Below are 22,331 nucleotides of genomic sequence, written 5' to 3'. Positions count from 1 at the left end.
GCCCGACTGCCCGGCCTGACCTCCTGACCGCCTGGCCGCACGACGACACGACGACACGACCACCGACCCGCTCCGACGTTGGAGAAAGCACCATGAGTTCGCTGTCCGTCAGCCCCGTCCGCTTCGAGCACCGGGACCTCCACGGAAACCTCGACCTGGGCGTCGGCACCCCGACGCCGCGCCTGTCGTGGCAGGTCGGCACGGAGGACCCGGCCTGGACCCAGACCGCCTACGAACTGGAACTCGACGGCACCACGGTCCGGGTGGCGTCCCCGGACCGGGTGCTGGTGCCCTGGCCCTTCGAACCGCTGGCCGCCCGCGCCCGCGCCACCGTGCGGGTGCGCGTCGCCGACGGGGAGCGGTGGTCGGAGTGGAGCGAGCCCGCCACCGTCGAGGCCGGCCTGCTGGCCCCGGAGGACTGGACGGCGCGGTTCGTCAGCCCCGTCACCCTCGGCGGCGTCGGCGACCCCGCCCCGGTCCTCGGCCGCACCGTGACGCTGCGGACCGACTCGGCGATCGCGTCGGCCCGGCTCTACGCCACCGCGCACGGCGTGTACGTGGCCACGCTCAACGGCGCCCGCGTCGGCGACGAGATCCTGGCCCCCGGCTGGACCGCCTACGCCGAGCGCCTCCGCTACCAGACCCACGACGTCACCGGGCTGCTGCGGCCCGGCGAGAACAGCCTGGAGGTGCTGCTCGGCAACGGCTGGTACCGCGGCCGCCTCGGCTGGGACGGCGGGCGGGCCTTCTACGGGGACCGGCTCGCGCTGCTCGCGCAGCTGGAGGTGACGTACGCCGACGGTTCGGTGGAGACCGTCGGCACCGACGAGCGCTGGACCGCCCGGACCAGCGGTGTGCTCGCCGACGACCTCTACGACGGCCAGCGCACCGACCTGCGGCCCGCCGCGGGCGGGGCGGGTGCGGGCGAAGCCGGCGGCGCGGTGGAGGTCGTCGAGGCCGACCTGGGCCGGCTGGTCGCGCCCGAGGGACCGCCCGTGCGGGCCACCCAGGTGCTGCCCGCCGTCAAGGTGTGGACCTCGCCCTCCGGCCGCACCCTGGTCGACTTCGGGCAGAACCTTGTCGGCTGGGTCAGGATCACCGCCCGCGACACCGGCGAGGGCGCCGAGGTCACCGTCCGGCACGCCGAGGTGCTGGAGCACGAGGAGCTCGGCGTTCGCCCGCTGCGCACCGCCGAGGCCACCGACACGTATCTCCTGCCGGCCGCCGGCGAGATCGTGCTGGAGCCGAGCCTGACCTTCCACGGCTTCCGCTACGCCGAGGTCACCGGGCTCGACGCCTTCGAGGCGGAGGCCGTGGTGGTGCACAGCGACCTGCGCCGCACCGGCTGGTTCGAATGCTCGGACCCCGACCTCAACCAGTTCCACGAGAACGTCGTCTGGGGCATGCGCGGCAACTTCCTCGACGTCCCCACCGACTGCCCGCAGCGCGACGAACGGCTCGGCTGGACCGGCGACATCCAGGTCTTCTCGCCGACCGCCAGCTTCCTCTTCGACACCGCCGGCTTCCTGTCCTCCTGGCTCGCCGATCTGGCGGCCGACCAACTTCCCGACGGCTCCGTCCCGTTCGTCGTCCCCGACGCGCTGGGCGGCGACAACGCGACCGCCGCCGCATGGGGCGACGCGGCCACCGTGGTGCCCTGGGTGCTCTACCAGCGCTACGGCGACGCCCGGATTCTGGAGCGGCAGTTCGACTCGATGCGGGCCTGGGTGGACCGCATCTCCTCGCTCACCATCGACGGCGTCCGGGCCGGCGGCTTCCAGTTCGGCGACTGGCTCGACCCCGCCGCGCCGCCGGACAACCCGTTCGCCGCCCGGGCCGACGCCGACGTCATCGCGACCGCCTACCTGGCCCGTTCCGCGGAGATCGTGGCCGACGCCGCCGTCGTCATCGGCGCCGACGGCGAGCACTACGCGGCGCTCGCCGCGCGGACCCGGGAGGCGTTCGCCCGGCACTACGTCACCGGCGCCGGCCGGATCCTCTCCGACGCGCCCACCGTCTACGCCCTCGCCGTCGAATGGGCGCTGCTGCCGGGCGAGGAGCAGCGCGCCGGCGCCGGCGAGCGGCTCGCCGACCTGGTGCGCGCGGGCGGTTTCCGCATCGCCACCGGCTTCGTCGGCACCCCGCTCATCGCGGACGCGCTCACCTCCGCCGGCCGCGCCGACCTCGCCCACCGGCTGCTGCTGGAACGCGGCTGCCCGTCCTGGCTCTACCCGGTCACCATGGGCGCCACCACGGTCTGGGAGCGCTGGGACTCGATGCTCCCCGACGGCAGCATCAACCCGGGGCAGATGACCTCGTTCAACCACTACGCGCTCGGCGCCGTCGCCGACTGGATGCACCGGGTGGTCGCCGGCCTCGCGCCGGCCGCCCCCGGCTACCGCGAGATCACCGTCCGGCCCCTGCCGTACCCGACGCTCACCCACGCCACCGCCCGCCACCTCACCCCGTACGGCGAGGCGCGGGTGGCCTGGCGCCGCGAGAAGGGGCGGTTCACCCTGGAGGCCGACGTCCCGGTCGGCGTCACGGCCACGGTCCACCTCCCCGACGGCACGGAACCCCTGAGCGTCGGGCACGGCAGCCACAGCTGGACGGTCGCCGACCCGGCGCCCGCCGTCCGGCCGGTCGGCACCGTCCGCGACCTCATCGACGACCCGACCCTCTGGACCGACGCGGCCACCCTGATCGTCGCCCAGGGCCTCGCCGAGGACCCCGCCGACCTCGCCCACAAGGCGACCCGGTACCTGGACGCGCCCGCCCACGAGCTGCCGCTCCACCTGGCCCGCAACGAGTTCACGGAGGCGGCGGAGGAGGCGCGGCAGGCGCTCGTCGCGTTGCTCGCCCGCCCGGGCACCACCTGACGAGATCCCCGGCGGCGTCAGCTGACCCGCCCCGCCCCACCCCACCCCACCCCCCCCCCCCCCGCTCCCGTGCGGGGCGGGGCGGGACCCGCCGGGCCGTCCGGGCGTACCCTCGGCGGCGTGGCCAGATACTTTGACGTTCATCCGGAGAACCCGCAGCGCCGGACCATCGGCCAGATCGTGGACCTGGTCAGGTCCGGCGGGCTGATCGTGTACCCGACGGACTCCTGCTTCGCGCTCGGCTGCCAGCTCGGCAACGCCGCCGGCCTGGACCGGATCCGGTCCATCAGGGCCCTGGACGACCGGCACCACTTCACGCTCGTCTGCCGGGACTTCGCGCAGCTCGGCCACTTCGTGCGGATCGACAACGCGGCGTTCCGTTCGATCAAGGCCGCCACACCCGGCAGTTACACGTTCATCCTGCCGGCGAGCAAGGAGGCGCCGCGCCGGATGCTGCACCCGAAGCGGAAGACCGTCGGCGTCCGCATCCCCGACCACATCGTCGCCCAGGCGCTCCTCGCCGAGCTGGGCGAGCCGCTGCTGTCCAGCACGCTGCTGCTGCCCGACGAGAAGGAGCCGCTGACCCAGGGCTGGGAGATCAAGGAACGCCTCGACCACGTGGTGGACGCGGTGGTCGACTCCGGCGACTGCGGCGTCGAGCCCACCACCGTGATCGACTTCTCCGACGGCGAGCCCGAGATCGTCCGGTACGGCGCGGGCGACCCGGCCCCGTTCGAGTAGCGGCACCGGTGTGCGCGACAGCCCCGGCGGCTAGCGTTGCGGCATGGGCGATCCGGGCGGGCGTGGCGGAGTGAGTGAGGACGTGCTGGTCGTCGGCGGTGGCGTGCTCGGGCTGACCACGGCCGTCGTGCTCGCCGAGGCGGGCCGCCGGGTCCGCGTCGTGACCCGGGAGCCGGCCGCCCGCACCACCTCCGCGGCGGCCGGCGCCCTGTGGGAGCCGTACCGCGCCCACCCGGCGGACCGGGTCGCCGGCTGGGCCCGGCGCACCCTCGACACCCTCACGGCCCTCGCCGCCACGCCGGACGAGACGGGGGTGCGGATGGTCGCGGGTCTCAAGGCCGCCCGTTCCGCCTCGTTCCGGCTGCCCTCCTGGGTCGCCGGGCTGCCGGCCGAGCTGCGCCCGTCCCTGATCTCCGAAGGGCTGCCGGCCGGGTACCGCGCCGGGTACCGGGCCCGCCTGCCGCTGCTGGACATGCCGGCCTACCTCGGCCACCTCGAACGCCGGCTCGCCGCCGCCGGCGGCGTGCTCGAACGGCGCGCCCTCGCCTCGCTGGCCGAGGCCGCGCGGGAGGCACCCGCCATCGTCAACTGCGCCGGGCTCGGCGCCCGCGAGCTGGTGCCCGACCCGCTGCTCCGCCCGGTCAGGGGCCAGCTCGTGGTCGTCGCGCAGCCCACCCCGCGCGTCGACGAGTGGTTCGCGGAGTCCCCCGACGAGGCCGTGCGGGACCCGGCCGGCGGCACGGAGTTGCTCTACGTCCTGCCGCAGCCCGAGATCGTCGTCCTCGGCGGCACCGCGCACGAGGACCGCGGGGACACCGACCCCGATCCCGAGTTGGCCGCGCGGATCGTCGAGCGCGCCGCCGCGTTCGACCCCCGCCTCGGCGCCGCCCGGGTGCTGGACCACCGCGTCGGCCTGCGCCCCTACCGGCCGGCGATCCGGCTGGAGCGCGAGGCGTTGCCCGGCGGCGCGGTCTGCGTGCACAACTACGGCCACGGCGGCGCCGGCGTCACGCTCTCCTGGGCCTGCGCCTCGGACGCCGCCGCGCTCCTCACGGGGTGACCCGGGGCGGCCGGCTCAACGGCGGGGGCGCCGCGCCTCGGCGAGCAGGGTCCGCAGCGCCGCCAGACGCTGGGCCCGCGTGCGGTCCGCGGCCCGCGACGCGCCGGACGGGGTCAGCGCCCTGCTGGCCAGGCGGAGGGCGAGCACGCCGAGCACCAGCCGGACCGCCGCGTTGCTGACGGCGACCCAGTGCCGCGCCACGGCGGCATCGTGCCCGGCGGCGTCGGGAACGTCGGGGTTCATGGCGGTGTTCCTGGCTGGGTTCCTGTCGGGGTTCGCGTCGGGATCCATCGTGACCACTCCTCCGTCCTCTGGGACCTCCTGTGTAGCGCGGCCGGCCGGCGGCCCGCTGCCGCGCGGCTGCGCGGAGGTGGGGCGCGACCGCGACTTCCGCGCAGCCGCGCCCCTGTCGTTCCGGACGAGGGCGGGGGAACATGCCCGCATGGTCGACGAGAACGAACCGCCGGCGCCCAGGCGCAGGTCCCCGAAGGGGGAGCTGCCCTATCCGTACGACCGGGACCTGTCGGGCGTGCTGCGCCATCTCAACCGCCGCACCCGCACCTTCCGCACCCGGCTCGCCAACGACCCGATCACCGCCGCGTACCTGGCCGCCGGCATGCGGCTGCTCAGCCGGCACCTGGGCCCAGCACCGCAACACCCCGACCACGACGGACGTCTGTTCTTGAGCTTCCTCTCACAGCGCGCTGTCGCCGCCGAGGTCGCCAACAACCCGCGCCCGTTCACCCGGCGGGGCAGCGTCGCGATGCTGCGGGACCGTTGGAAGGCCCAGTCCGACTTCGTGGCCGACCTGATCAACTTCGCGGTCTGGCGCGAGAACTACCGTCCCGGCTACCAGGACCGGCGCGCCGCCATCACCCGGCGGCTGGTCAACGGGCCCGACTTCGTGCGTGCGGTGCACGAGATGGCCTTCCAACACACGGCCGAGGGCGTCGAGATGCCCTCGGTGCGGCTGGGCCTCGCCCTGATGACGGCCGCCGAGGGCGACGACGACGTGCGGGCGGCCATCTCCGGCATGTACGAGCACTACCTGGGCTACTGGAAGGAGGTCTACGCGGCCGTCATGCGGCAACGCGGCCTCCGGCTACGTGCCGGCCTCACGCTGGATGACCTGGCCAACGCGCTGTCCGCGACCACGGACGGCCTGACCCTGCGCGCCATCGGCGACCCGGGCGCCGGCGTCGTGGACCACGAGAACCACCGCTCCCTGATGGGCACGGTGGCGCTCGCGATCATCCACGCCTTCCTCGAACCCGACGACGACGCCAGCGGCGTCACCCTGGAACAGGCGGTCTCGGCCCGGTTCGACCCCCGAGCGCCCTGACCCGCCCCCACCCGGGAATCGACGGCCCCGCGCCGCCGTACCGCAGCGCCGCCGCGCGCGGCGCCCACCACATGCGGCCAGGTGGCCGCGCCACCGTGCCAGCCTTCCCAGGCCGGTACGGCGGCTTTCGTCGCGTCATGCCATGAGTGAGGCGGGGGTGGTGAGCCTTGCCCGTTCGTACAGCTCCCGAGCCGCGTGATTCCTGAGATGCGGACGGATGAGTCCAAACATTGCCTGCATCTTCTGATCGACTCGCCCCGACTGGACCAGTGGGTAATCGTCGAGAGCTTGATTCCAGGTGGCACACGCCGCTTCCAGGTGCCCGATCGACAGTTGGCGCTCGGCGAGGATTATGCGCTCTTTCACGCGAGTCCGCCGGTACACGGCATAGCGCAGCCTGTCGGATTGTTGCATCGCCTCGACCGCGCCGTTCATGTCGCCCAGCTCGTACCGAACCTGGCTCGTGTGATAGTTCAATGCCGCAGGATCGTAGGACCCGAATGCCTTTTCTCTGGCCTCGGCTTTTTCCATTGCTACCTCGGCTTCGCGGAGATACATCAGCGCATTGTTGCGGTCTCCGATTTGGGCGGAGGCGTGAGCCTGCTGTCCCGCGAGAAACGCTCGCATTCTCGGGCCTGCCTGCGGGGCGGCGGCTGCGGCGTCAGCGAGTCGCATGGCCTCTCTTCCGTGGCCGGTATCGACCGCTTGCACGCTCATCCCGCGCAACGTCGTGCAGTACGTGACATGGTCCTGCGCTGCTCCGGCAAGTTCCAGGGCCTTCAGGTAATACTGTTGAGCGAGCTCGTGAACTCCCTCGTCTACCGCCATGTATCCGGTCAGGTAGCAGAGATCGGAGGCCGCCGACATCATGGCCTGCCGAACTGACTCGGGAGCGTCGCAGCGTAGATACGGGGACACCGTATTGACAAGAAACGCCGCGGCCATGGGCCGCGCATGTCGTCCACCGAACTGGTCATCCAGCTCTGAGATTCGCTCAGTCATGGCGATGACCATATCGACCTCAGGCATTCCTATGCGCTGCGTCTGGCCGGTCTGGGCCGCTTCCATGCGCCCTACGACGTCAGGCCAGTCGGGAACGGTCACAGCGACGGAGAACAGACTCGCTCCCAGAACGCCGCGCCGTGACGGGTCCATGTCTTGTCTGCCGAGATCAATCACCCCCTCAACCGTTCCTGGACGGCGGACTGACCGCGCCGAAGGGGTCGGAAAGCCCGCCTCGGAATGCGAGACCGGACGGCCAAGTCTGCGGGAAAGAGCTTCGAGGATCACGGGTCGCACGTTCTTCCTGGGCAGGTGACCCGCGAGCCACTGATGCGCCGACGGCTCCCGGTACTTGAGTGGTGTGCCCTGCTCGGTGCCCACCCGGTTGACCGCCTGGACGAACTGACGGAGCGTCCAGCCCGCCGCACGGTACAGCCGTTCGAGATCGCCGTTGGGCTCTGGGTTATCCATTGGCCTCAACTCCCCAGGCGCTTAAAGCTCTTAAAAGCGGTCGCTCCTGCCACGGTACCGCCGCGAGACAGGGGCCGGTTGCCTGGAAATGTAAGACCCCCGCGACCGCGCTGCGAGCGGCCCGGGGGCGTGGATCACCTGAAGGAAGCAGGCAACCATGCCCGAGTCTCACACAGGAACCGCCCGGAACCTCGAACCGGTTCCGGCGCCGACACCGCGCCAGGAGGCCACGGCTCGGAAGCTCACGCAGGCTCTCACTCCGGGGGACGCGCGGTGAGCGAGGAGACGAACGCGACGGGCGATGGCGCCGATGTGGTCGCGTTGTTGCGGGTGATCGCTGACGCCAGGGTCGAGTTGGACGCCGCCATGGTGGCCTGCGGTATCGACCCGGAGAACTGGGGCACGCTCGTCGATCCGTCCCTCTACACCCCGGAGAACCGCCGCCGCATGGCGGCCACGGTCAAGCGCGTCATCACCCCGGTCTGTGCCCGCGCCGTTGAGGTGGTCGAGCGGTGAGCGCGGGGACGACGGCGGCCCCGGCCGAGGGACGGCAGGGAACGCAGGACAGCGCGACCATGAGGAGGCTGCGCGAGGAGGTCAGGCGAGTCAACGAGATCAACAGGAAGAACCGGGAGAGCAAGGGCGGCAAGACGCGCGGGGGCCGGTCATGAGCCGCGCGACGTACCGCTTCCGCGAGTACGGGATCGTGCCCGACGAGCGACCCGAGGCTGAGGCGTGGACGTACACGATGCAGTGCACCGCGTGCGGCGTGACAGGCCCGACGGGCACCCACCCCGGGCAGGTCACCGTCTGGGCGGCGGAGCATCTGAAGGCCAACCGTGATCACCTCAGCTACCGCGAGCCCATCACGCGCCCCTACCGGGCCGAGGCGCGAGCGTGGCAGTGACGACGGTGACCGCCAAACGCCCCGATGCGCGGCAGCAGGGCGCCGACACCGCGCACGACCCGGAGCTGCCCGGCCTGGCACAGCTCACCATGCGCCAACAGACCGGAATCGACTGTGCCCTGTGCGGCAACCGCATCGGGGTCCGTGCCCGCGCCCTGGGCAGCGTGACCGACCGGCGCGGCAACGACGTGCCGCTGTACGGATGCGCCCCCGCGTGCCCCCTCCCGCGCAGGGAGCCCGGTACGTGGTGGCCCGACGGCAGGATGCCGCCCCGCCCGACGAACCCGCCCGTCGCGTGACCAGACGACCAGACTCCGACCCGCGCTGGATGACTCTCCGAGGACGCCCCCGTGGTCACGGAGACCGGCGGGGGCGCGCGAACATCCCCAGCCCAGCCGCCCCCGCCTCCGGACCCCGGGCGCGGGTGGCTACGCCGACTCCGCCGCCGACCTCCCCCCGGCGTCCTCGGCCGCGTCGAGGAGCAGGTGCCAGGGGTACGCCTCCGGCCGGCCCTGGCCGGGTGGGTTGGGCTCGAACCCGCCGGGACCGTACAGCACCCGGACGCCCTCGGCCCGCAGCGCGTCGAGGGACCGGGCGAACTGGGGGTGCCGGGCGTAGTCGGTGTTCACGCACGGCATGACGACGAGGGGGATGCGCCTGCCGACGGCGTCCACGCCGGTGTTCGCCACCCAGGTCGGGGTCAGGCCCAGCGCGATGGCGTTGACCGTGTTCAGCGTGGCGGGCGCCACGGCGACCACGTCGGCCGGCGGCCAGTCCCCGCGCGCCCCGGGCGTGGACGGGGCGGTCCGCACCCGCCGGCCGGTCGCCTCGGCCAGCCCGGGCAGCGACTCCCCGAGCCACCCCGCCGCCGTCGGCGTCAGCCCGAGGCACACCTCCCACCCCCGCGCCCGCGCCGCGCGCACCGCCCCCTCGACGTACCGCACGGGCGGCGCGGCACACCCCAGCAGATACAGCACCCGACCCGTCACCCGATCGCTCATGGTGGGCATCCCACCACAGGGCGTCGGCCGGCGGTTCCCCGGCGGCACGTCGGGCACGCTGGCCACGGTGCCCCTTCGTCCCCGCCGCCCGGTTGGAGCCGCCCATGACCCCGCTCGACGATCTCACCGGTCGCGTCGCCGAACTCACCGGGCCCCGCACGTTCGCCGTCCGCGAGGAGCGTTTCCCGCCGCCCCCGGCCGGGCGGGTGCTGGTCCGGGTGGAGGCCGTCGGCATCTGCGCCAGCGATCTGACCGCCTGGCGGCGCGGCCCGGCCGATCCGGCCGTCCCGGCCCGGCTCGGGCACGAGCCGGTCGGCACCGTGGCGCTGCTCGGCGCCGGGGTCGAGGGGTTGCGGGTGGGGCAGCGGGTCACCGGCCGGCTGGTGCCCGCGTTCGCCGACTACGTGACGGCCGATCCGGTCGACCTCGTGCCGGTGCCGGACGGCCTGGACCCGACGCTGGCCCTCGGCGAGCCGCTCGGCTGCGTCGTCGAGGGCTACCGGCGGGCGGCCCCGGCCGTCGGCGCGCGAACCGCCGTGGTCGGCCTCGGCTTCATGGGCCTCGTGATGACCCGGCTGCTGGCCCTCAGCCCCACCGCGGAGGTGGCGGCCATCGACCCCCGCGACGACGCCCGGGCCGTCGCCGGCACGCTGGGCGCCACCCGGCTCGGCCACCCCGAGGACGCCGACCCGCCGCGCTCGACGGCCGAACTCGTCGTCGAGGCCAGCGGCACGGCCGCCGGGCTGCGGCTCGCCACCGACCTGGCCGCGGAACACGGCACCCTCGCCGTGCTCGGCTACCACCAGACGCCCCGCGAGGTGGACCTCGGCACGTGGAACTGGAAGGCGCTCGACGTGGTCAACGCCCACGTCCGCGACCGCCACCTGCTGGCGACGGCCACCCGCCGGGCGATGGACCTGCTCGCCTCCGGCCGCCTCGACCTGACGCACCTGGTCACCCACCGCTATCCGCTGGATCGCGTCGAGGAGGCGTACCACGCCCTGGAGACCAAACCCCGCGGCTTCGTCAAGGCCGTGGTCACCCTCTGACGGACCCCCGCCGCGACGAGCCGCGCAGCACGGCCCACTGGTGAGCAGCGAGGCCAGCAGGATGGCGGCGACCCCGCCGCCGGCCGCCGCGACGTAGGGGAGGCGGGTGGTCAGGGGACTGGTCATGCACACGGCAACCTTTCGGGGCTCCGTGGGCGACAACACGTCAGGTGCAAGAGCCTGATCGGAAGGGAGTGTCGCTCGTGTCACGCAGGTGGAGAAACACCCTGGGCGTGGTCGCCCTCGTCGCCGTGTCGGGGGTCGTCGCGCCGGCCGCGGCCGGGAGCGCTCCGGCGCTGGCCCCCGTCGCGTTCCCCGGGGCGGAGGGATTCGGGGCGCAGGCCACCGGGGGACGGGGTGGCGAGGTGTACCACGTCACGAACCTGAACGACTCGGGGTCAGGGTCCTTCCGGGACGCGGTGAGCGAGGAGAACCGCATCGTCGTCTTCGACGTCGGCGGCTACATCTCGCTCGCCTCCCCGCTGCACGTGTCCAGCAACATCACGATCGCCGGCCAGACCGCCCCGGGCGACGGGGTGGCCACCCGCGGGTACCAGGTGTCGTTCTCCGACTCCGAGAACGTCATCGTCCGCTACATGCGCTTCCGGCACGGCCTGACGCCGGACCAGAACCGCGACGCGATCACCATGGACGGCGCCAGCACCATCGTCTTCGACCACGTCTCGGCCTCCTGGGGCCGCGACGAGAACTTCTCGATCAACTCCAGCCAGAACATCACGGTGCAGTACTCGATCATCTCCGAGGGCCTGGAACCGCACTCCTGCGGCGGGCTGGTGCAGAGCGACGGCGTGACGCTGAGCCACAACCTCTACGCCCACAACAAGACGCGCAACCCCAAGTCCAAGGGCGTGCTGCAGTACGTCAACAACGTGGTCTACAACTGGGGCTCGGACGCGTACATCCTGGGCGACTCGGCCGGCATCAGTAACGCCAACGCCCTCGGCAACTACTTCGTCGCCGGCCCGTCGACCTCCGGCGCCCCGTACTCCCGCGCCAACGCCAACTACATGATCTACGCCGACGGCAACTACTACGACGGCGACAAGGACGGCCAGCTCGACGGCCGGGAGACCACCGACGCCGACCTCGGCCCGGCCACCATCATGGACCAGCCGTTCGACTTCCCGGACATCGCGGTGCAGTCCGCCCAGGACGCGTACGAGACGGTCCTCGCGGAGGCCGGCGCCTCGCTGCACCGCGACGCCATCGACGAACGCCTGGTCGACGACGTGCGGAACGAGTCCGGCGCCCTGATCACCGACCCGGCCGCCGTCGGCGGCTTCGGCCAGCTGAACGGCGGCACCGCACCGGTCGACGGCGACCGCGACGGCATGCCGGACGCCTGGGAGGACGGCCAGGGCCTCAACCCCGACGACCCGTCCGACGCCCACGGCACCGACGCCAGCGGCTACACCAACGTCGAGCGCTACCTCAACGGGCTCGTCCAGGGCTGACACGCGACGATGTCGGTGACGGGCAGGGCTCGTCACCGACATCCTCTCGACGGGGCGAAGCCGAGGTGAAGCCCTCGTGATCAAACGTTTGCCTTGATGCGTCGAAGTTCCGCCACGGGATGGCGACTTAACCATTGACAGTGACCTGAACGTTGCCCTCTAATGTCTCGCACTTAGATATAACGATTGTTCATGGTCCGTGGTGCATCGCTGCGTCACCTTCCCGGTTGCCCGCCGTCCGCGAGGTGCTCGCGCATCCTCGCCCGTTCGTGGGGAGCTCGACTCATGGGGAACTCGATCTCGTGACCGCCGACCGCGTCGTTCCCGACGCCGGGTCGGCGGAGGCGGCGCCCGGCCGGAGGCCGCGCCTGTCGCCACTGGCCCGGCGGGAGGAGCGCCGCTTCTACCTGTTCGCCACGCCGTGGATGGTCGGCTTCGTCTTCTTCGGCGGCGGCCCGATCATCGCCTCGGCGGTCATCAGCCTCACCGACTGGTCGCTGCTGTCCACGCCGCACTGGGTGGGCCTGCGCAACTACCGGGAGATGCTGAACGACCCGACCTTCTACCAGTCGCTACGCAACACCGTGTACTTCGGTTTCGGATCCGTGCTGGTGAGCGTGCTCCTGACCTTCGGCCTCGCGCTGCTGCTGAACCAGCCGGTCAGGGCCATCGGCTTCTTCCGCATGGTCTTCTACATGCCGTCGATCGTCTCCGGTCTCGCGACGGCGTTGCTGTGGGTGCAGATCCTCCACCCCGACTACGGGCTGCTGAACCGCCTGTTGGGGGTGGTCGGCATCCGCGGACCCGGGTGGCTGTCCTCGCCGGAGTGGGCGATCCCCGCTCTGATCATGATGAGCGTCTGGGGCGCCGGCACCACGATGGTGATCTACCTCGCCGGGCTCCAGAGCGTGCCGCAGGAGATGTACGAGGTGGCCACCCTGGACGGCGCCGGCTGGTGGGGGCGGTTCTGGCACGTGACCATCCCCTTCATGTCGCCGGTCATCTTCTTCAACGTGATCACCGGCCTGATCGGAAGCCTCCAGGCGTACGTCCTGGTCCTGATCATGACCGACGGCGGTCCCGGCAACGCCACGCTGCTGTTCGGCCTCTACATCTATCGCCAGGCGTTCGTGTACTTCGACCTGGGCTACGCGTCCGCACTGGCCTGGGTGATGCTCATGTTGATCATGGTCGTCACCTTCGTCCAGTTCCGGATCGCGCGGCGCTGGGTCTACTACGAGTCCTCGTGACCGGAGGAAGGGAGGCGCGATCCGATGACCAAACAAGTCACCACGTCAGTCACCACACCAGTCACCACATCCGTCCACGCGGCGGGGCGTGGCCGTGCGGCGCCCGGGGCGCGGCTGTCCACGGTGCGTGCGGAGCGCGCGCAACGTGTGGTGAGCTATCTGTTGCTGGTCGTCGGGGCGGCGGTCTTCATCCTGCCGTTCCTGTGGATGCTCTCCACGGCGCTCAAGGGCGACGACGAGATCTCGCAGTACCCGCCGGACTTCCTGCCCACCAGCTTCCACTGGGACAACTTCGTGAAGGGCTGGCAGGCCCTGCCGTTCGGCACCTTCCTCCTCAACACGGTCCTGATCACCACCGCGGCGGTGGTCGGGACCGTGCTCTCCTGCCTGCTCACCGCCTACGCCTTCGCCCGCGTCCGGGCGCGCGGGCGGGGGGTGCTCTTCGGCCTGATGCTGGCCACCATGATGGTGCCGGCGGAGATCACCATCGTGCCGGTGTTCGCGATGTTCGCCAAGCTGCAGCTCGTCAACACCTTCTGGCCGCTGATCCTGCCGGCCTGGTTCGGCTCCGCCTACTTCACCTTCCTCATCCGGCAGTTCATGATGACCGTCCCGCAGGAACTGGACGAGGCGGCTCGCATCGACGGGGCGTCGCACATGCGCATCCTGTTCCAGATCATCGTGCCGCAGATCAAACCGGCCATCGCCACCGTCACCGCCTTCTCGTTCATCAGCAACTGGAACAACCTGCTCGGACCGCTGATCTACCTGCGTGACCAGGACCAGTACACGCTGGCCCTGGGCCTGAGTCTCTTTCAGGGGCAGTACAGCACCCAGTACAACCAGATGATGGCCGTGGCTCTGCTGACACTCATCCCGGTCATCGTCGTTTTCCTCATCGCCCAGCGCATGTTCATCCGCGGCGTGGCCCTGTCCGGTTTCGGCGGGCGCTGACGGAAGGAGTGGTCCCATGACGCGCCGTCCCACGGACGCGAACGCCTCCGGTCTGTCCAGGCGCCGGTTCCTGTCGGGCGCCACGGCCGCGGGAGCGGCCGCCGTGGCCGTGCCGGGGCTCGCCGGATGCGCCGGATCTCCCGGCGGCCAGAGCATCGAGGGGCAGCCGGTGGACAGCGAGCTGTACCCGCTCGACGAGGCGAGGCGGCTCAACCGTTCGTTGAACTGGCCGCGGAGCATCGGCGATCCCGCGAAACGGACCAAGATCGTCGTCGCCCACACCTGGACGCCGGACTTCTGGGTGCGGCAGATGCAGTTCGACACGTTCTTCATGGAGCGCCACCCGACCATCGAGGTGGCCACCGAGAACACCCCGGGCGGCGACTACCTGTCCAAGTACGTGATCCAGGCGGCCAGCGGCTCGCTTCCCGACCTCATGTACGCGCAGTACGGCTTCGCCCAGTCCTTCATCCAGGCGGGGAAGTTCGCGGCGCTCGACGCGTACGTGGCCCGCCAGCCCGACTTCGACGAGGCCGACTTCACCAGGCCGGCGCTCGACTACTACCGGCTCGGCGGCTCCCTCCACGGCCTCGGCTACGACTGCGGCCCGGTGATGCTCGCCTACAACAAGGACATCTTCGACGACGGCGGGGTGCCCTATCCGAACGAGGACTGGACGCTCAACGACCTGCGGGACGCGGCGCGTCACCTCACCCAGGGCAGCGGTGCGGACAGGATCTACGGGTTCTCCTCGTTCCCCGACCTGTCCTTCCCCTACGCCTCGCCGCTGTTCCTGCAACCCTTCGGCGGCCGCGTCCTCGACCAGGAGCAGACGCACTGCGTCGTCACCAGCGCGCGGGCGAGAGAGGCGGCGCGCTGGTGGGTGGACGCGCTGATGCCGGCGACCCCCACCCTGGGCGAGCACCAGGCACTGAACATCACCGGCGCGTTCCTCCAGGGTCGGGCCGCCATGGACATCGCCGGCTCCTGGCTCGGGCCCATGCTGCGCGGCCAGGACGCCTTCCAGTACGACTTCAGCCACTGGCCCGCCGGTCCCGTCCGCCGCTCCACCAGCGCGGTCGGAAGCTGCTACGGGATCACCTCGGGGAGCCAGCACCAGGACGCCGCCTGGGTCTACCTCAACGAGTACATGTCCACCGCCGGGCTGACCTTCATGTTCGCCTCGACCGGCAGCGGCAGTCCCGGCCGGAAGTCCGCCTGGCCGGCCTATCTCCGCTCGCCCAACGCCCCGAACGGCGCGCGACTCTTCTACGACGCGCTGGACTCGTACGCCACCGCCGACGGCGTGCTCCACCTGCCCAGCGCCCCCAAGATCAAGGACACGATCAAGCCCATCTGGGACCGGGTGCGCGACGGACGGACCGACGTGGCGGACGCGATGGGCCAGATCCGCGACGGCGTGGACCCGATCCTGCTGGGTGATCGGTAGGCCGCGTGGACCAGGCCAGACCCGGGGTGGTCAGGGGGTCAGGTCGTCCGGTCGGGCAACTCGACCTCCGCCAGCGGGACCCTGCGCCCCTCCTGGGCCGCCCGGTAGGCCGCGTGGACCAGGCGCAGGGTGGTCAGGTTGTCCCGGCCGGACACCGCGGGCTCGCGTCCCTCGGCGCAGGCGCGTTGCAGGTCGGCCATCGGGCCGGCGAAGGCGTCCGGGATCCACCGCTCGTCGAACTCGCGGATGAGGCGGTGTCCTGGCAGGTGGTTGCGGGAGACGAACTCCAGCACGTCGGGACGGCCCTGCGGATAGTCGTAGAGCGATCCGAGGTATCCCTCGGACCTGCCCTCCGTGCCCTGGCAGCGCAGCACGGCGCGCGGCGTGCTCGACCAGTTGTTGTGCTCGCTGTTGACGACCACGACGAGGTCCTCGGTGTACTCGTAGACGGTGAAGGTGCGGCTCTCCCCCCGAGCCCGCTGGCCGGGGAAGCGGGCCGTGGTCGCCGTGACGGCGACCGGGTCGCCGAAGAGGTGGCGCAGCGCGTCCACGTAGTGGATCGAGTGGTTGAAGTACTCGAGGCGGGGCGTGCGGAGCAGGTTCGGCCACAGGCTCCAGTCGGTCAGCACGTCGATGTCGAACGCGCCGCCGGCGAGCCGCCCGAACCAGCCCGCGTCGATGAGGGCCCGGGTGCCGGCGACGACCGGGTCCCAGCGCATCTGCTGGTTGACGGCCAGGGGGACGCCCGCCGCCGCGGCCTCGGCCACCAGGTCGACGGCCTCGGAGAGATCCTCGGTGAGCGGCTTCTGCGCGAGCACCGGCTTGCCCGCCCTGAGCGCCGCCCGCACGATCGGGGCCTGGGTGTTGGCGGTCACCGCGATGTCGACGACCTCGACCTCGGGGTCGGCGATCAGCTCGTCCGCGCTGCGGTACACGGTCGGTATGCCGAACGCCCCGGCCACCCGCCGGGCGGCGTCGGCGTCGAGGTCGGCGATCGCCACCACCGGCAGCCCGGCCGCCCGGTAGGCCGGGAGGTGACCGGCCCGCACGATGGCACCCGCGCCGACGATCCCGATCGGCCTGGGCCGCTCGGGCAGGACGGGCCGGTGGTCGAACGACAGGGCGGCCAGCGCGGTGTCGTTGGGCACTGGGCCTGACGCCCGACAGGGCTGTTGCTTCGGTTCGGAGAGCGGGGCGGCCGGCGTGGTCTGGTCGGGTGTCGGGCCCGAGGTCTGCGTGGGCTGCCGCGTCGGTTGGTCTGGCTGCGTGCCCTTCTGGCCGTCGGTGCGCGCCAGCAGGGCGTCGGTGGCCTCCGCCGCGCGCGCCAGCGCCTCGGCGGGGGACGCCGCCCCGGTGTGGACGGAGTCGATCGCGTCGCTGAGCACGTCGTTGACGTCCGGGTACTCGGGGAGGGCGGGCATCAGCCTGGCGGTGGCGTTGACCTCCTCGATCAGGTCGTAGCACGGGTAGCGGCGCCGCACCTCGGGGTCGCGCCACGTCGACAGGCGGCAACCGATCCCGCCCTCGAGCGCGGTCACCCGGTCCATCCCCGGCGTGGCGAGATGCCGCAGGAACTCCCAGCCCAGGTCGGGGTCGCGGGCCTGGCGAGGCAGCGTCATCACCCAGTACACGGACAGCGAGACGCTTTCCCCCGGCGTGCCCGCGGGGATCGGGGCCAGCCCGTTGCGGCCGCGCACCGCGGCGTCCGGCCCCTCGGCGACCGCCGCGAACCCGCACCAGTTCCACATCATGGCCGCGCCGCCGCCGGCGTAGTGGTCGCCGGCCCTGACGCTGTCGTACTCGCGGGGATCCGGCTGGGTGACCCGGTGGTCGAGCACCAGGCCGCGCAGGTACTCGAGCGCCCGCCGGCCCCGGTCGTCCGCGAACGCCGCCCGGCGCCCGTCGAGCACCTCGCCGCCCCTGCTCCACAGCTGGATGAGGAAGTCGTAGACGTTGTTGTGCCCGTCGGGCATCCCGGCGAGCGCGCAGCCGTACAGGCCGTCGCCCGGGCGGGTGAAGAAGCGCGCGACGTCCAGGAACTCCGTCCAGGTACGGGGCGCCCGCAGCGGATATCCGTGGCGGCGCTCGAAGCGTGCCCGCTCGGCCGCGTCCTCGAACAGGTCCGTGCGGTAGATCAGCATCTGCGGCCCGTCGTGGTACGGCAGCCCGTACGTGGCGCCGTCCGGGCCGCGCTGGAGACCGCGCAGGGTCGGGCTCCAGCCCTCGGGCCAGTCCGGCGGAGGGCTCGCGGCCAGCCGGTCGTCCAGCGGGAGCAGCCGCTCCCCGGCGATCAGCGCGGGCAGCCAGTCCGTGTTGCACAGCACCACGTCCCAGTCGGCGGGCGGCCCGCCGGGATCGGCGACCAGCCGCTGGTACAGCTCGTGGATCTCCAGGCTGACCGTCTCCACCTCGATGTCGGGGCGGGTGGTGCGCAGCGCCTCGATCTGGCGGGCGAGCGCCCGGTCGAAGCCCTCGAAGGCGCGGTGGGCCACCCGCAGCGTCCTGGGCATCGCTGTCACCTCTCGCTGGTCTCGCTGGTCTCGCTGGATTCACTGATTCCGCTGGTTTCGCTGGTCCTGCTGGGCGCTCCGGCGTTCTCTTCCGGCTCTTCCGCCGCGGTCTCTCCGGGCTGTCTCTCCACCAGGTAGACGTGCACCAGCGACAGCACCGTCCGCTCCTCCTGGTTCACCGCGGTCACCGTCTCGTCGACGAATCCGTGGGTGAGCGGGCGCCGTGGGTGCTCCCGCTTCGTCGTGATCTCGGCCCGCACCCGGAGGGTGTCGCCGATGAACACCGGTTGGACGAAGCGCACCCTCTCGTAGCCGTAGCTCATGGCGCGGGGGTTGATGTCGCCGGCGGTCATGCCCACCGCGAGCGACATCACCAGGGTCCCGTGCGCCATCCGCCGCTGGAACGGCTGGGTGGCGCACCATGCGGCGTCCATGTGGTGCGGGAAGAGGTCGCCGGTCTGGCCCGCGTGCAGGACGATGTCCGCCTCGGTGACCGTCCGGCCGGTCGTCGTCCGCACCCGGCCTATCTCGTAGTCGTCGAAGTACTCCTCGACCGTGCGCATCCCGCTCACCCCTCCGTCGGACCGGCGTCCGTGGCGGCGCCCGTGTCCGCGCCCGTGTCCGCGTCCGCGTCCGTGTCCGTGTCCGTGGCGGCCTCCAACGAGCGGGCGTACGACCGCTCCATCCGCCGCAGGCATTCGTCGTCGTCGATCCGCCGCCGCAGCGCCGCGTTGATCGCGGTGCCGGCCGCGTCCTGCACCGCGAGCCAGCCGGCGTAGCGCGGGCGCAACCAGGACTGCTCCAGGGTGCGGCGGGTGTTGCGGAAGAAGCCGCGGCAGTCGGCGTTCACCGCCTCGTCCTCCCAGGCGGCGGCGTTCGCCGGCTGACCACCGCCGGCGAAGTAGCTGCCGCGCTGCACCGAGTCCGAGGCGAGCCAGAGGGCGTACTCGGCCGCCTCGTCCGGGTGCGCGGTGCGTGCTGAGACCGCGATGCCCGCGCCGCCGAGACAGGAGCCGGCCACCCCGCCCGGGCCCTCGGGGATGTCGGTGTAGGTCAGCGGGCGGGGCCTGAACCCCGACCGGCTGTAGTTGGTGTAGCCGAACAGCAGGGGCGCGTATGCCCAGGTGTCCGAGGTGGACAGGCGTTCCGCGGTCTCGATGGGGTTCTCGGACAGGCAGGCCGGAGGCACCGAGTCGGCGAGCCGGTGCAACTGGTCGAGCACGGCGAGACCCGCCTCTGGTGCGACGAAGCGGTCGGGACCCGCGGCCACCGGGTGGCCCTGGTTCGCGGCCAGGGTCAGGAAGCTGGAGATGGCGTCCACCGGCTTCGCGGGCCACAGCACCCGGCCATCGGCGGCGAGTTCGAGGCACTCCTCCCACGTCCGGGGCGGGCGCGGCAGCAGGTCGTGGCGGTACGCGGCGACCTGGGCCGCGGCGTCGACCGGGAGGCCGTACTGGTGTCCGCCGTGCTCGTAGCTGGGGTAGGACGCGCCCACGCTCCGGGCGGCGAGCGCGGCGAGACGCGCGTCGTGCCCCCGGCCGTCGAGCGGCAGCAGCAGGCCGTGATCGTGGGCGTGCGGGACGTGCGGGTGGTCGATCACGACGACGTCGTAGCGCGCCACGAGCTCTTCCAGTGGGAAGTCCGCGAACGCCTGGAGGGAGCGGGTCTGCCACGTCACCTCGACGTCCGGGCGCACCCGTCGCCACACCTCTCCGGCAGCCAGCAGGCAACCGACTCCCCTGGGGTGGTCCCAGGTCATTCCGCGCAGTGTCACGGCCACCGCTATCCCTCCAGGAACTCGGCTCGCACCGCCTCGTTGTGCTCGCCGAGTCGTGGCGCGGCGCCGCCTCCGCTCAGCAGGCCGCCGTCGATGCGCAGCGGGCTGCGCGTGGTCCGCACCGCGGGGGGCGCGTCCTCGGCGGGCGACCCGGGGTCGGGGGCGCGCCTGACCTCGTGCGTCATCTCCAGGGCGGTGAACCCCTCGTGGTCGATCAGCTCGGGCAGGGCGTGGACCGGCGCGCACCACACGTCCGCGGGCTCCAGCAGGTCGAGCCAGTGGTCGGTGGGACGGGTGGCCAGGTGCGCGGCCAGCAGCTCGGAGATCTTCTCCTGCTCCGTCCACCACGTCCTCGGGTCCTGGTAGGCCGTCAGGGCGGGCAGACCGATGAGGGAGCCGATCCTCGGCACCGGGTTCATCGCCAGCGCCAGATGGCCGTCCGCGGTGGGGTAGATGCCGTAGGGGGCGGGCAGGAAGGCGTGCGCGCTGTGGGTGGAGCCGCGCTTCACGGCCAGGTCCGGGTCGAAGAAGCGCGCGGTCAGCAGCTCGAACTGGAGGTCGAGCATGCCCTCCAGCAGGCTGGTCTCGATCGTCCCACCGCGGCCGGTGCGTTCACGCCTCAGCAGCAGCGCGGTGATGCCGTGGGCGAGGTGGATGGAGGCGAGGGAGTCGGCCAGGGAGAGGCCGACCGCCACCGGACCCTGCGCCCCGTTGCCGTTCAGCCACGGCAGTCCGGACACGCTCTGCGCGAGCAGATCCTGGCCCGGCTTGTCCCGCCACGGCCCGTCCGGACCGTAGCCGGTGATCGTGCCGTAGACGAGGCGGGGGTTGAGGGCGCTGGCCGACTCGTAGTCCAGGCCGATCCGCTCCATCACGCCCGGGCGGAAGTTCTGCACCAGGACGTCGGCCTGGCGCACCAGCTCCTTGACCCGATCGAGTCCGGGGGCGCTCTTCAGGTCGGCGGTGAAGCTCTGCTTCCCGCGGTTCATGGCGTGGAACGACAGCGTGTCGCCGTCCAGTTCGAGGCCGGCGAAGGCCAGGCGCCGGCCGATGTCGCCGGTTCCCGGCCGCTCGATCTTGATGACGCGCGCACCGAGGTCGGCCAGCCGCAGGGCGGCTACAGGGCCGGCCAGGAACTGGCTGAAGTCCAGCACCAGCATTCCGTCGAGCGGGCGGTCGGCCTGGGGCAGGGCGTGATATGCCACGAAGGACCCCCACTGGTGAACGACTTACGGACACGGTGGCTGTGCGACGGGGGGAGGCCCGGAAGGCCGCCCGAGAGCAAACGTTTTACCTGTTGTACCTCTCGGAGTTGACGCCGTCAAGACCACCGTCAGGACCGCCGTCAGGACCGCCGCAGGGACCGCTGTCGGGCCACGGCGACGGCCACGTCGCGTCGGGCGTCACCGTCCCGGCGGGCCGGTGGAGGACCGCACGACGAGTTCGGGCGCCGCGTCGACCACGGAGTCCTCGGTCGGGCGCTCGTCCTTGAGCCGGCCGACCAGCATCGTCACGGCCGCACACCCCATCTCGTACAACGGCATCCGCACCGCGGTCAGCGGCGGCCAGGTGTGCTCCGCGACCCAGCTGTCGTGCACGGTGGCCACGGACAGCTCACCCGGCACGTCGATCCCGGCCTCCCGCGCGGCGCCGAGTACGCCGATCGCCGCGTTGACGTTCGCCACGAGCAGCGCCGTGGGCAGCCGCGCCTCGCCGGCGAGCATGTCGCGCAACGCCCGATGGCCGTCCTCGGGCCGGTAGCCGAAGCGGCGGGTCCAGCCGGTGCGCTGCCGCAGGCCGGCCTCGTGCAGGGCCGCCCGGAAGCCCTCCTCCCGCCGCCGAGCGGTGTCATGCCCCGGCAGGCCCGACACCAGCCCGATGTGCCGGTGGCCGCAACGAATGAGGTGTTCCGTTCCGAGGCGGGCGCCCGCGGCGTCGTCCATGGTCACGCTGCCGCCCGGCCGCAGCCCGCGCCGTCCGACCGAGTTCACCAGGACCACCGGGACGTCGGCCTCGACCAACTGCTGGAGGGCGCTGTCGTCCAGATTGTCCCGGCGCTGGAGCAGGCACCCGTCGACGCGGCCCTCGCCCACGAGGCGGCGCAGCAGGTCGCTTCCTGGCCGCACCCGGTCCGCGCTGCCGAGCAGCACGATGTAGTCGCTCTCGTCCGCGGCGTCCTCGACGCCGCGCAACAGCTCGGCGAAGATCGCGTTGTTCACGTCGGGCACGAGGAGTCCCAGCGTGCCGGTGCGGGACAGGCGCAGCGCGCGGCCGGCGTAGTTCGCCGTGTAGTTCAGCTGCTCCGCGATGCGCAACACCCGCTCGCGCGTCTCCTCGCGCAGCCGCACCTGCGGGTCGTTGTTGAGCACGCGCGACACCAGGGGCACCGACACACCCGCGCGTCGCGCGATGTCCTTCAGCGTTGCCATGTTTCCATCCGTCTCCACGACCGCCCGCCCGCCA

At 72.2% G+C, this 22,331-nt stretch carries 21 protein-coding genes; 13 read left to right on the top strand and 8 right to left on the bottom strand.

The features are described from left to right. The first annotated feature begins 92 nt into the window (after positions 1-92). The 3 genes from ABGB06_RS11005 to ABGB06_RS10995 all read left to right on the top strand — a co-directional run bounded on the left by ABGB06_RS11005 (position 93) and on the right by ABGB06_RS10995 (position 4,680). A complete protein-coding gene (locus ABGB06_RS11005) occupies positions 93-2,879 on the top strand; it encodes a family 78 glycoside hydrolase catalytic domain (RefSeq protein ID WP_347587851.1) in 2,787 nt (928 codons plus the stop codon). A gap of 120 nt (positions 2,880-2,999) precedes the next feature. After that, complete coding sequence (locus ABGB06_RS11000; RefSeq protein WP_347587849.1) at positions 3,000-3,620, top strand: L-threonylcarbamoyladenylate synthase; 621 nt, start codon at positions 3,000-3,002, stop codon at positions 3,618-3,620. Positions 3,621-3,663: 43 nt separating this feature from the next. Then, a complete protein-coding gene (locus ABGB06_RS10995) occupies positions 3,664-4,680 on the top strand; it encodes an FAD-dependent oxidoreductase (protein ID WP_347587847.1) in 1,017 nt (338 codons plus the stop codon). Positions 4,681-4,695: 15 nt separating this feature from the next. Here the strand turns inward: ABGB06_RS10995 and ABGB06_RS10990 are convergent, their stop codons facing one another. Beyond that, positions 4,696-4,971, bottom strand: coding sequence for a hypothetical protein (locus ABGB06_RS10990; RefSeq protein WP_347587845.1), 276 nt, complete (start codon positions 4,969-4,971; stop codon positions 4,696-4,698). A gap of 151 nt (positions 4,972-5,122) precedes the next feature. Between ABGB06_RS10990 and ABGB06_RS10985 the strand changes: the two genes are divergently transcribed. Then, entirely contained in the window at positions 5,123-6,022 is a 900-nt protein-coding gene (locus ABGB06_RS10985; RefSeq protein ID WP_347587843.1) for a hypothetical protein, read from the top strand. A 135-nt stretch (positions 6,023-6,157) separates the two neighbouring features. On the opposite strand, the gene ABGB06_RS10980 is transcribed toward ABGB06_RS10985, so the two are convergent. Beyond that, on the bottom strand, positions 6,158-7,495 hold the full coding sequence (locus ABGB06_RS10980) for a tetratricopeptide repeat protein (RefSeq protein WP_347587841.1): 1,338 nt from the start codon (positions 7,493-7,495) through the stop codon (positions 6,158-6,160). A 273-nt stretch (positions 7,496-7,768) separates the two neighbouring features. On the opposite strand from ABGB06_RS10980, the gene ABGB06_RS10975 reads away from it, so the two are divergent. The 4 genes from ABGB06_RS10975 to ABGB06_RS10960 are packed head-to-tail and all read left to right on the top strand — an operon-like array spanning position 7,769 to position 8,701. Next, complete coding sequence (locus ABGB06_RS10975; RefSeq protein ID WP_347587839.1) at positions 7,769-8,011, top strand: hypothetical protein; 243 nt, start codon at positions 7,769-7,771, stop codon at positions 8,009-8,011. Next, on the top strand, positions 8,008-8,166 hold the full coding sequence (locus ABGB06_RS10970; protein ID WP_347587837.1) for a hypothetical protein: 159 nt from the start codon (positions 8,008-8,010) through the stop codon (positions 8,164-8,166). The genes ABGB06_RS10975 and ABGB06_RS10970 overlap by 4 nt, the downstream gene beginning before the upstream one ends. Continuing rightward, positions 8,163-8,402, top strand: a complete 240-nt coding sequence (locus tag ABGB06_RS10965; RefSeq protein ID WP_347587835.1) for a hypothetical protein — start codon at positions 8,163-8,165, stop codon at positions 8,400-8,402. The genes ABGB06_RS10970 and ABGB06_RS10965 overlap by 4 nt, the downstream gene beginning before the upstream one ends. Then, positions 8,393-8,701: a hypothetical protein gene (locus tag ABGB06_RS10960; protein ID WP_347587833.1), complete on the top strand. Its 309-nt coding sequence runs from the start codon at positions 8,393-8,395 to the stop codon at positions 8,699-8,701. Before ABGB06_RS10965 ends, ABGB06_RS10960 begins: the two co-directional genes overlap by 10 nt. A gap of 129 nt (positions 8,702-8,830) precedes the next feature. On the opposite strand, the gene ABGB06_RS10955 is transcribed toward ABGB06_RS10960, so the two are convergent. Beyond that, a complete protein-coding gene (locus tag ABGB06_RS10955; RefSeq protein ID WP_347587831.1) occupies positions 8,831-9,403 on the bottom strand; it encodes a flavoprotein in 573 nt (190 codons plus the stop codon). Between the two features lie 104 nt (positions 9,404-9,507). Here ABGB06_RS10955 and ABGB06_RS10950 point away from each other — a divergent pair, with 104 nt between their 5' ends. From ABGB06_RS10950 to ABGB06_RS10930, 5 genes are all read left to right on the top strand, one after another. After that, positions 9,508-10,452 (top strand): alcohol dehydrogenase catalytic domain-containing protein, encoded by a 945-nt coding sequence (locus ABGB06_RS10950; RefSeq protein WP_347587829.1) that lies wholly within the window; start codon positions 9,508-9,510, stop codon positions 10,450-10,452. Positions 10,453-10,655: 203 nt separating this feature from the next. Then, on the top strand, positions 10,656-11,927 hold the full coding sequence (locus tag ABGB06_RS10945; RefSeq protein ID WP_347587827.1) for a hypothetical protein: 1,272 nt from the start codon (positions 10,656-10,658) through the stop codon (positions 11,925-11,927). A 302-nt stretch (positions 11,928-12,229) separates the two neighbouring features. Beyond that, a complete protein-coding gene (locus ABGB06_RS10940; RefSeq protein ID WP_347587825.1) occupies positions 12,230-13,177 on the top strand; it encodes a sugar ABC transporter permease in 948 nt (315 codons plus the stop codon). Positions 13,178-13,201: 24 nt separating this feature from the next. Next, complete coding sequence (locus ABGB06_RS10935; RefSeq protein ID WP_347587823.1) at positions 13,202-14,131, top strand: carbohydrate ABC transporter permease; 930 nt, start codon at positions 13,202-13,204, stop codon at positions 14,129-14,131. Between the two features lie 16 nt (positions 14,132-14,147). Further along, positions 14,148-15,581: a sugar ABC transporter substrate-binding protein gene (locus ABGB06_RS10930; RefSeq protein ID WP_347587821.1), complete on the top strand. Its 1,434-nt coding sequence runs from the start codon at positions 14,148-14,150 to the stop codon at positions 15,579-15,581. A gap of 38 nt (positions 15,582-15,619) precedes the next feature. Here the strand turns inward: ABGB06_RS10930 and ABGB06_RS10925 are convergent, their stop codons facing one another. From ABGB06_RS10925 to ABGB06_RS10905, 5 genes are all read right to left on the bottom strand, one after another. Continuing rightward, a complete protein-coding gene (locus ABGB06_RS10925) occupies positions 15,620-18,091 on the bottom strand; it encodes an extracellular solute-binding protein (protein WP_347587819.1) in 2,472 nt (823 codons plus the stop codon). Between the two features lie 5 nt (positions 18,092-18,096). Beyond that, entirely contained in the window at positions 18,097-18,654 is a 558-nt protein-coding gene (locus tag ABGB06_RS10920) for a MaoC/PaaZ C-terminal domain-containing protein (protein ID WP_347587817.1), read from the bottom strand. Positions 18,655-18,659: 5 nt separating this feature from the next. Then, entirely contained in the window at positions 18,660-19,850 is a 1,191-nt protein-coding gene (locus ABGB06_RS10915) for an extracellular solute-binding protein (protein ID WP_347587815.1), read from the bottom strand. A 23-nt stretch (positions 19,851-19,873) separates the two neighbouring features. Next, the gene (locus ABGB06_RS10910) at positions 19,874-21,073 is read right to left on the bottom strand and encodes a CaiB/BaiF CoA-transferase family protein (protein ID WP_347587813.1); all 1,200 of its coding nucleotides are present in this window, start codon (positions 21,071-21,073) and stop codon (positions 19,874-19,876) included. 198 nt (positions 21,074-21,271) lie between these two features. Further along, the gene (locus tag ABGB06_RS10905; protein WP_347587811.1) at positions 21,272-22,297 is read right to left on the bottom strand and encodes a LacI family DNA-binding transcriptional regulator; all 1,026 of its coding nucleotides are present in this window, start codon (positions 22,295-22,297) and stop codon (positions 21,272-21,274) included. Between the last annotated feature and the right edge of the window lie 34 nt (positions 22,298-22,331).

Origin of the sequence: Streptomyces sp. B6B3 (genome assembly GCF_039871525.1) — a bacterium.
GTDB lineage: Bacteria > Actinomycetota > Actinomycetes > Streptomycetales > Streptomycetaceae > Streptomyces.
The sequence above is the reverse complement of the archived record's forward strand: the minus strand, read 5'-3'. Positions and strand labels throughout refer to the sequence as shown.

Excerpts from the sequence above, each read along its gene's own strand:
- ABGB06_RS11005 (WP_347587851.1), top strand. The coding sequence starts at position 93 with ATGAGTTCGCTGTCCGTCAGCCCCGTCCGCTTCGAGCACCGGGACCTC.
- ABGB06_RS10995 (WP_347587847.1), top strand. The coding sequence starts at position 3,664 with ATGGGCGATCCGGGCGGGCGTGGCGGAGTGAGTGAGGACGTGCTGGTC.
- ABGB06_RS10990 (WP_347587845.1), bottom strand. The coding sequence starts at position 4,971 with ATGGATCCCGACGCGAACCCCGACAGGAACCCAGCCAGGAACACCGCC.
- ABGB06_RS10985 (WP_347587843.1), top strand. The coding sequence starts at position 5,123 with ATGGTCGACGAGAACGAACCGCCGGCGCCCAGGCGCAGGTCCCCGAAG.
- ABGB06_RS10980 (WP_347587841.1), bottom strand. The coding sequence starts at position 7,495 with ATGGATAACCCAGAGCCCAACGGCGATCTCGAACGGCTGTACCGTGCG.
- ABGB06_RS10965 (WP_347587835.1), top strand. The coding sequence starts at position 8,163 with ATGAGCCGCGCGACGTACCGCTTCCGCGAGTACGGGATCGTGCCCGAC.
- ABGB06_RS10955 (WP_347587831.1), bottom strand. The coding sequence starts at position 9,403 with ATGAGCGATCGGGTGACGGGTCGGGTGCTGTATCTGCTGGGGTGTGCC.
- ABGB06_RS10950 (WP_347587829.1), top strand. The coding sequence starts at position 9,508 with ATGACCCCGCTCGACGATCTCACCGGTCGCGTCGCCGAACTCACCGGG.
- ABGB06_RS10935 (WP_347587823.1), top strand. The coding sequence starts at position 13,202 with ATGACCAAACAAGTCACCACGTCAGTCACCACACCAGTCACCACATCC.
- ABGB06_RS10930 (WP_347587821.1), top strand. The coding sequence starts at position 14,148 with ATGACGCGCCGTCCCACGGACGCGAACGCCTCCGGTCTGTCCAGGCGC.
- ABGB06_RS10925 (WP_347587819.1), bottom strand. The coding sequence starts at position 18,091 with ATGCCCAGGACGCTGCGGGTGGCCCACCGCGCCTTCGAGGGCTTCGAC.
- ABGB06_RS10920 (WP_347587817.1), bottom strand. The coding sequence starts at position 18,654 with ATGCGCACGGTCGAGGAGTACTTCGACGACTACGAGATAGGCCGGGTG.
- ABGB06_RS10915 (WP_347587815.1), bottom strand. The coding sequence starts at position 19,850 with ATGACCTGGGACCACCCCAGGGGAGTCGGTTGCCTGCTGGCTGCCGGA.
- ABGB06_RS10905 (WP_347587811.1), bottom strand. The coding sequence starts at position 22,297 with ATGGCAACGCTGAAGGACATCGCGCGACGCGCGGGTGTGTCGGTGCCC.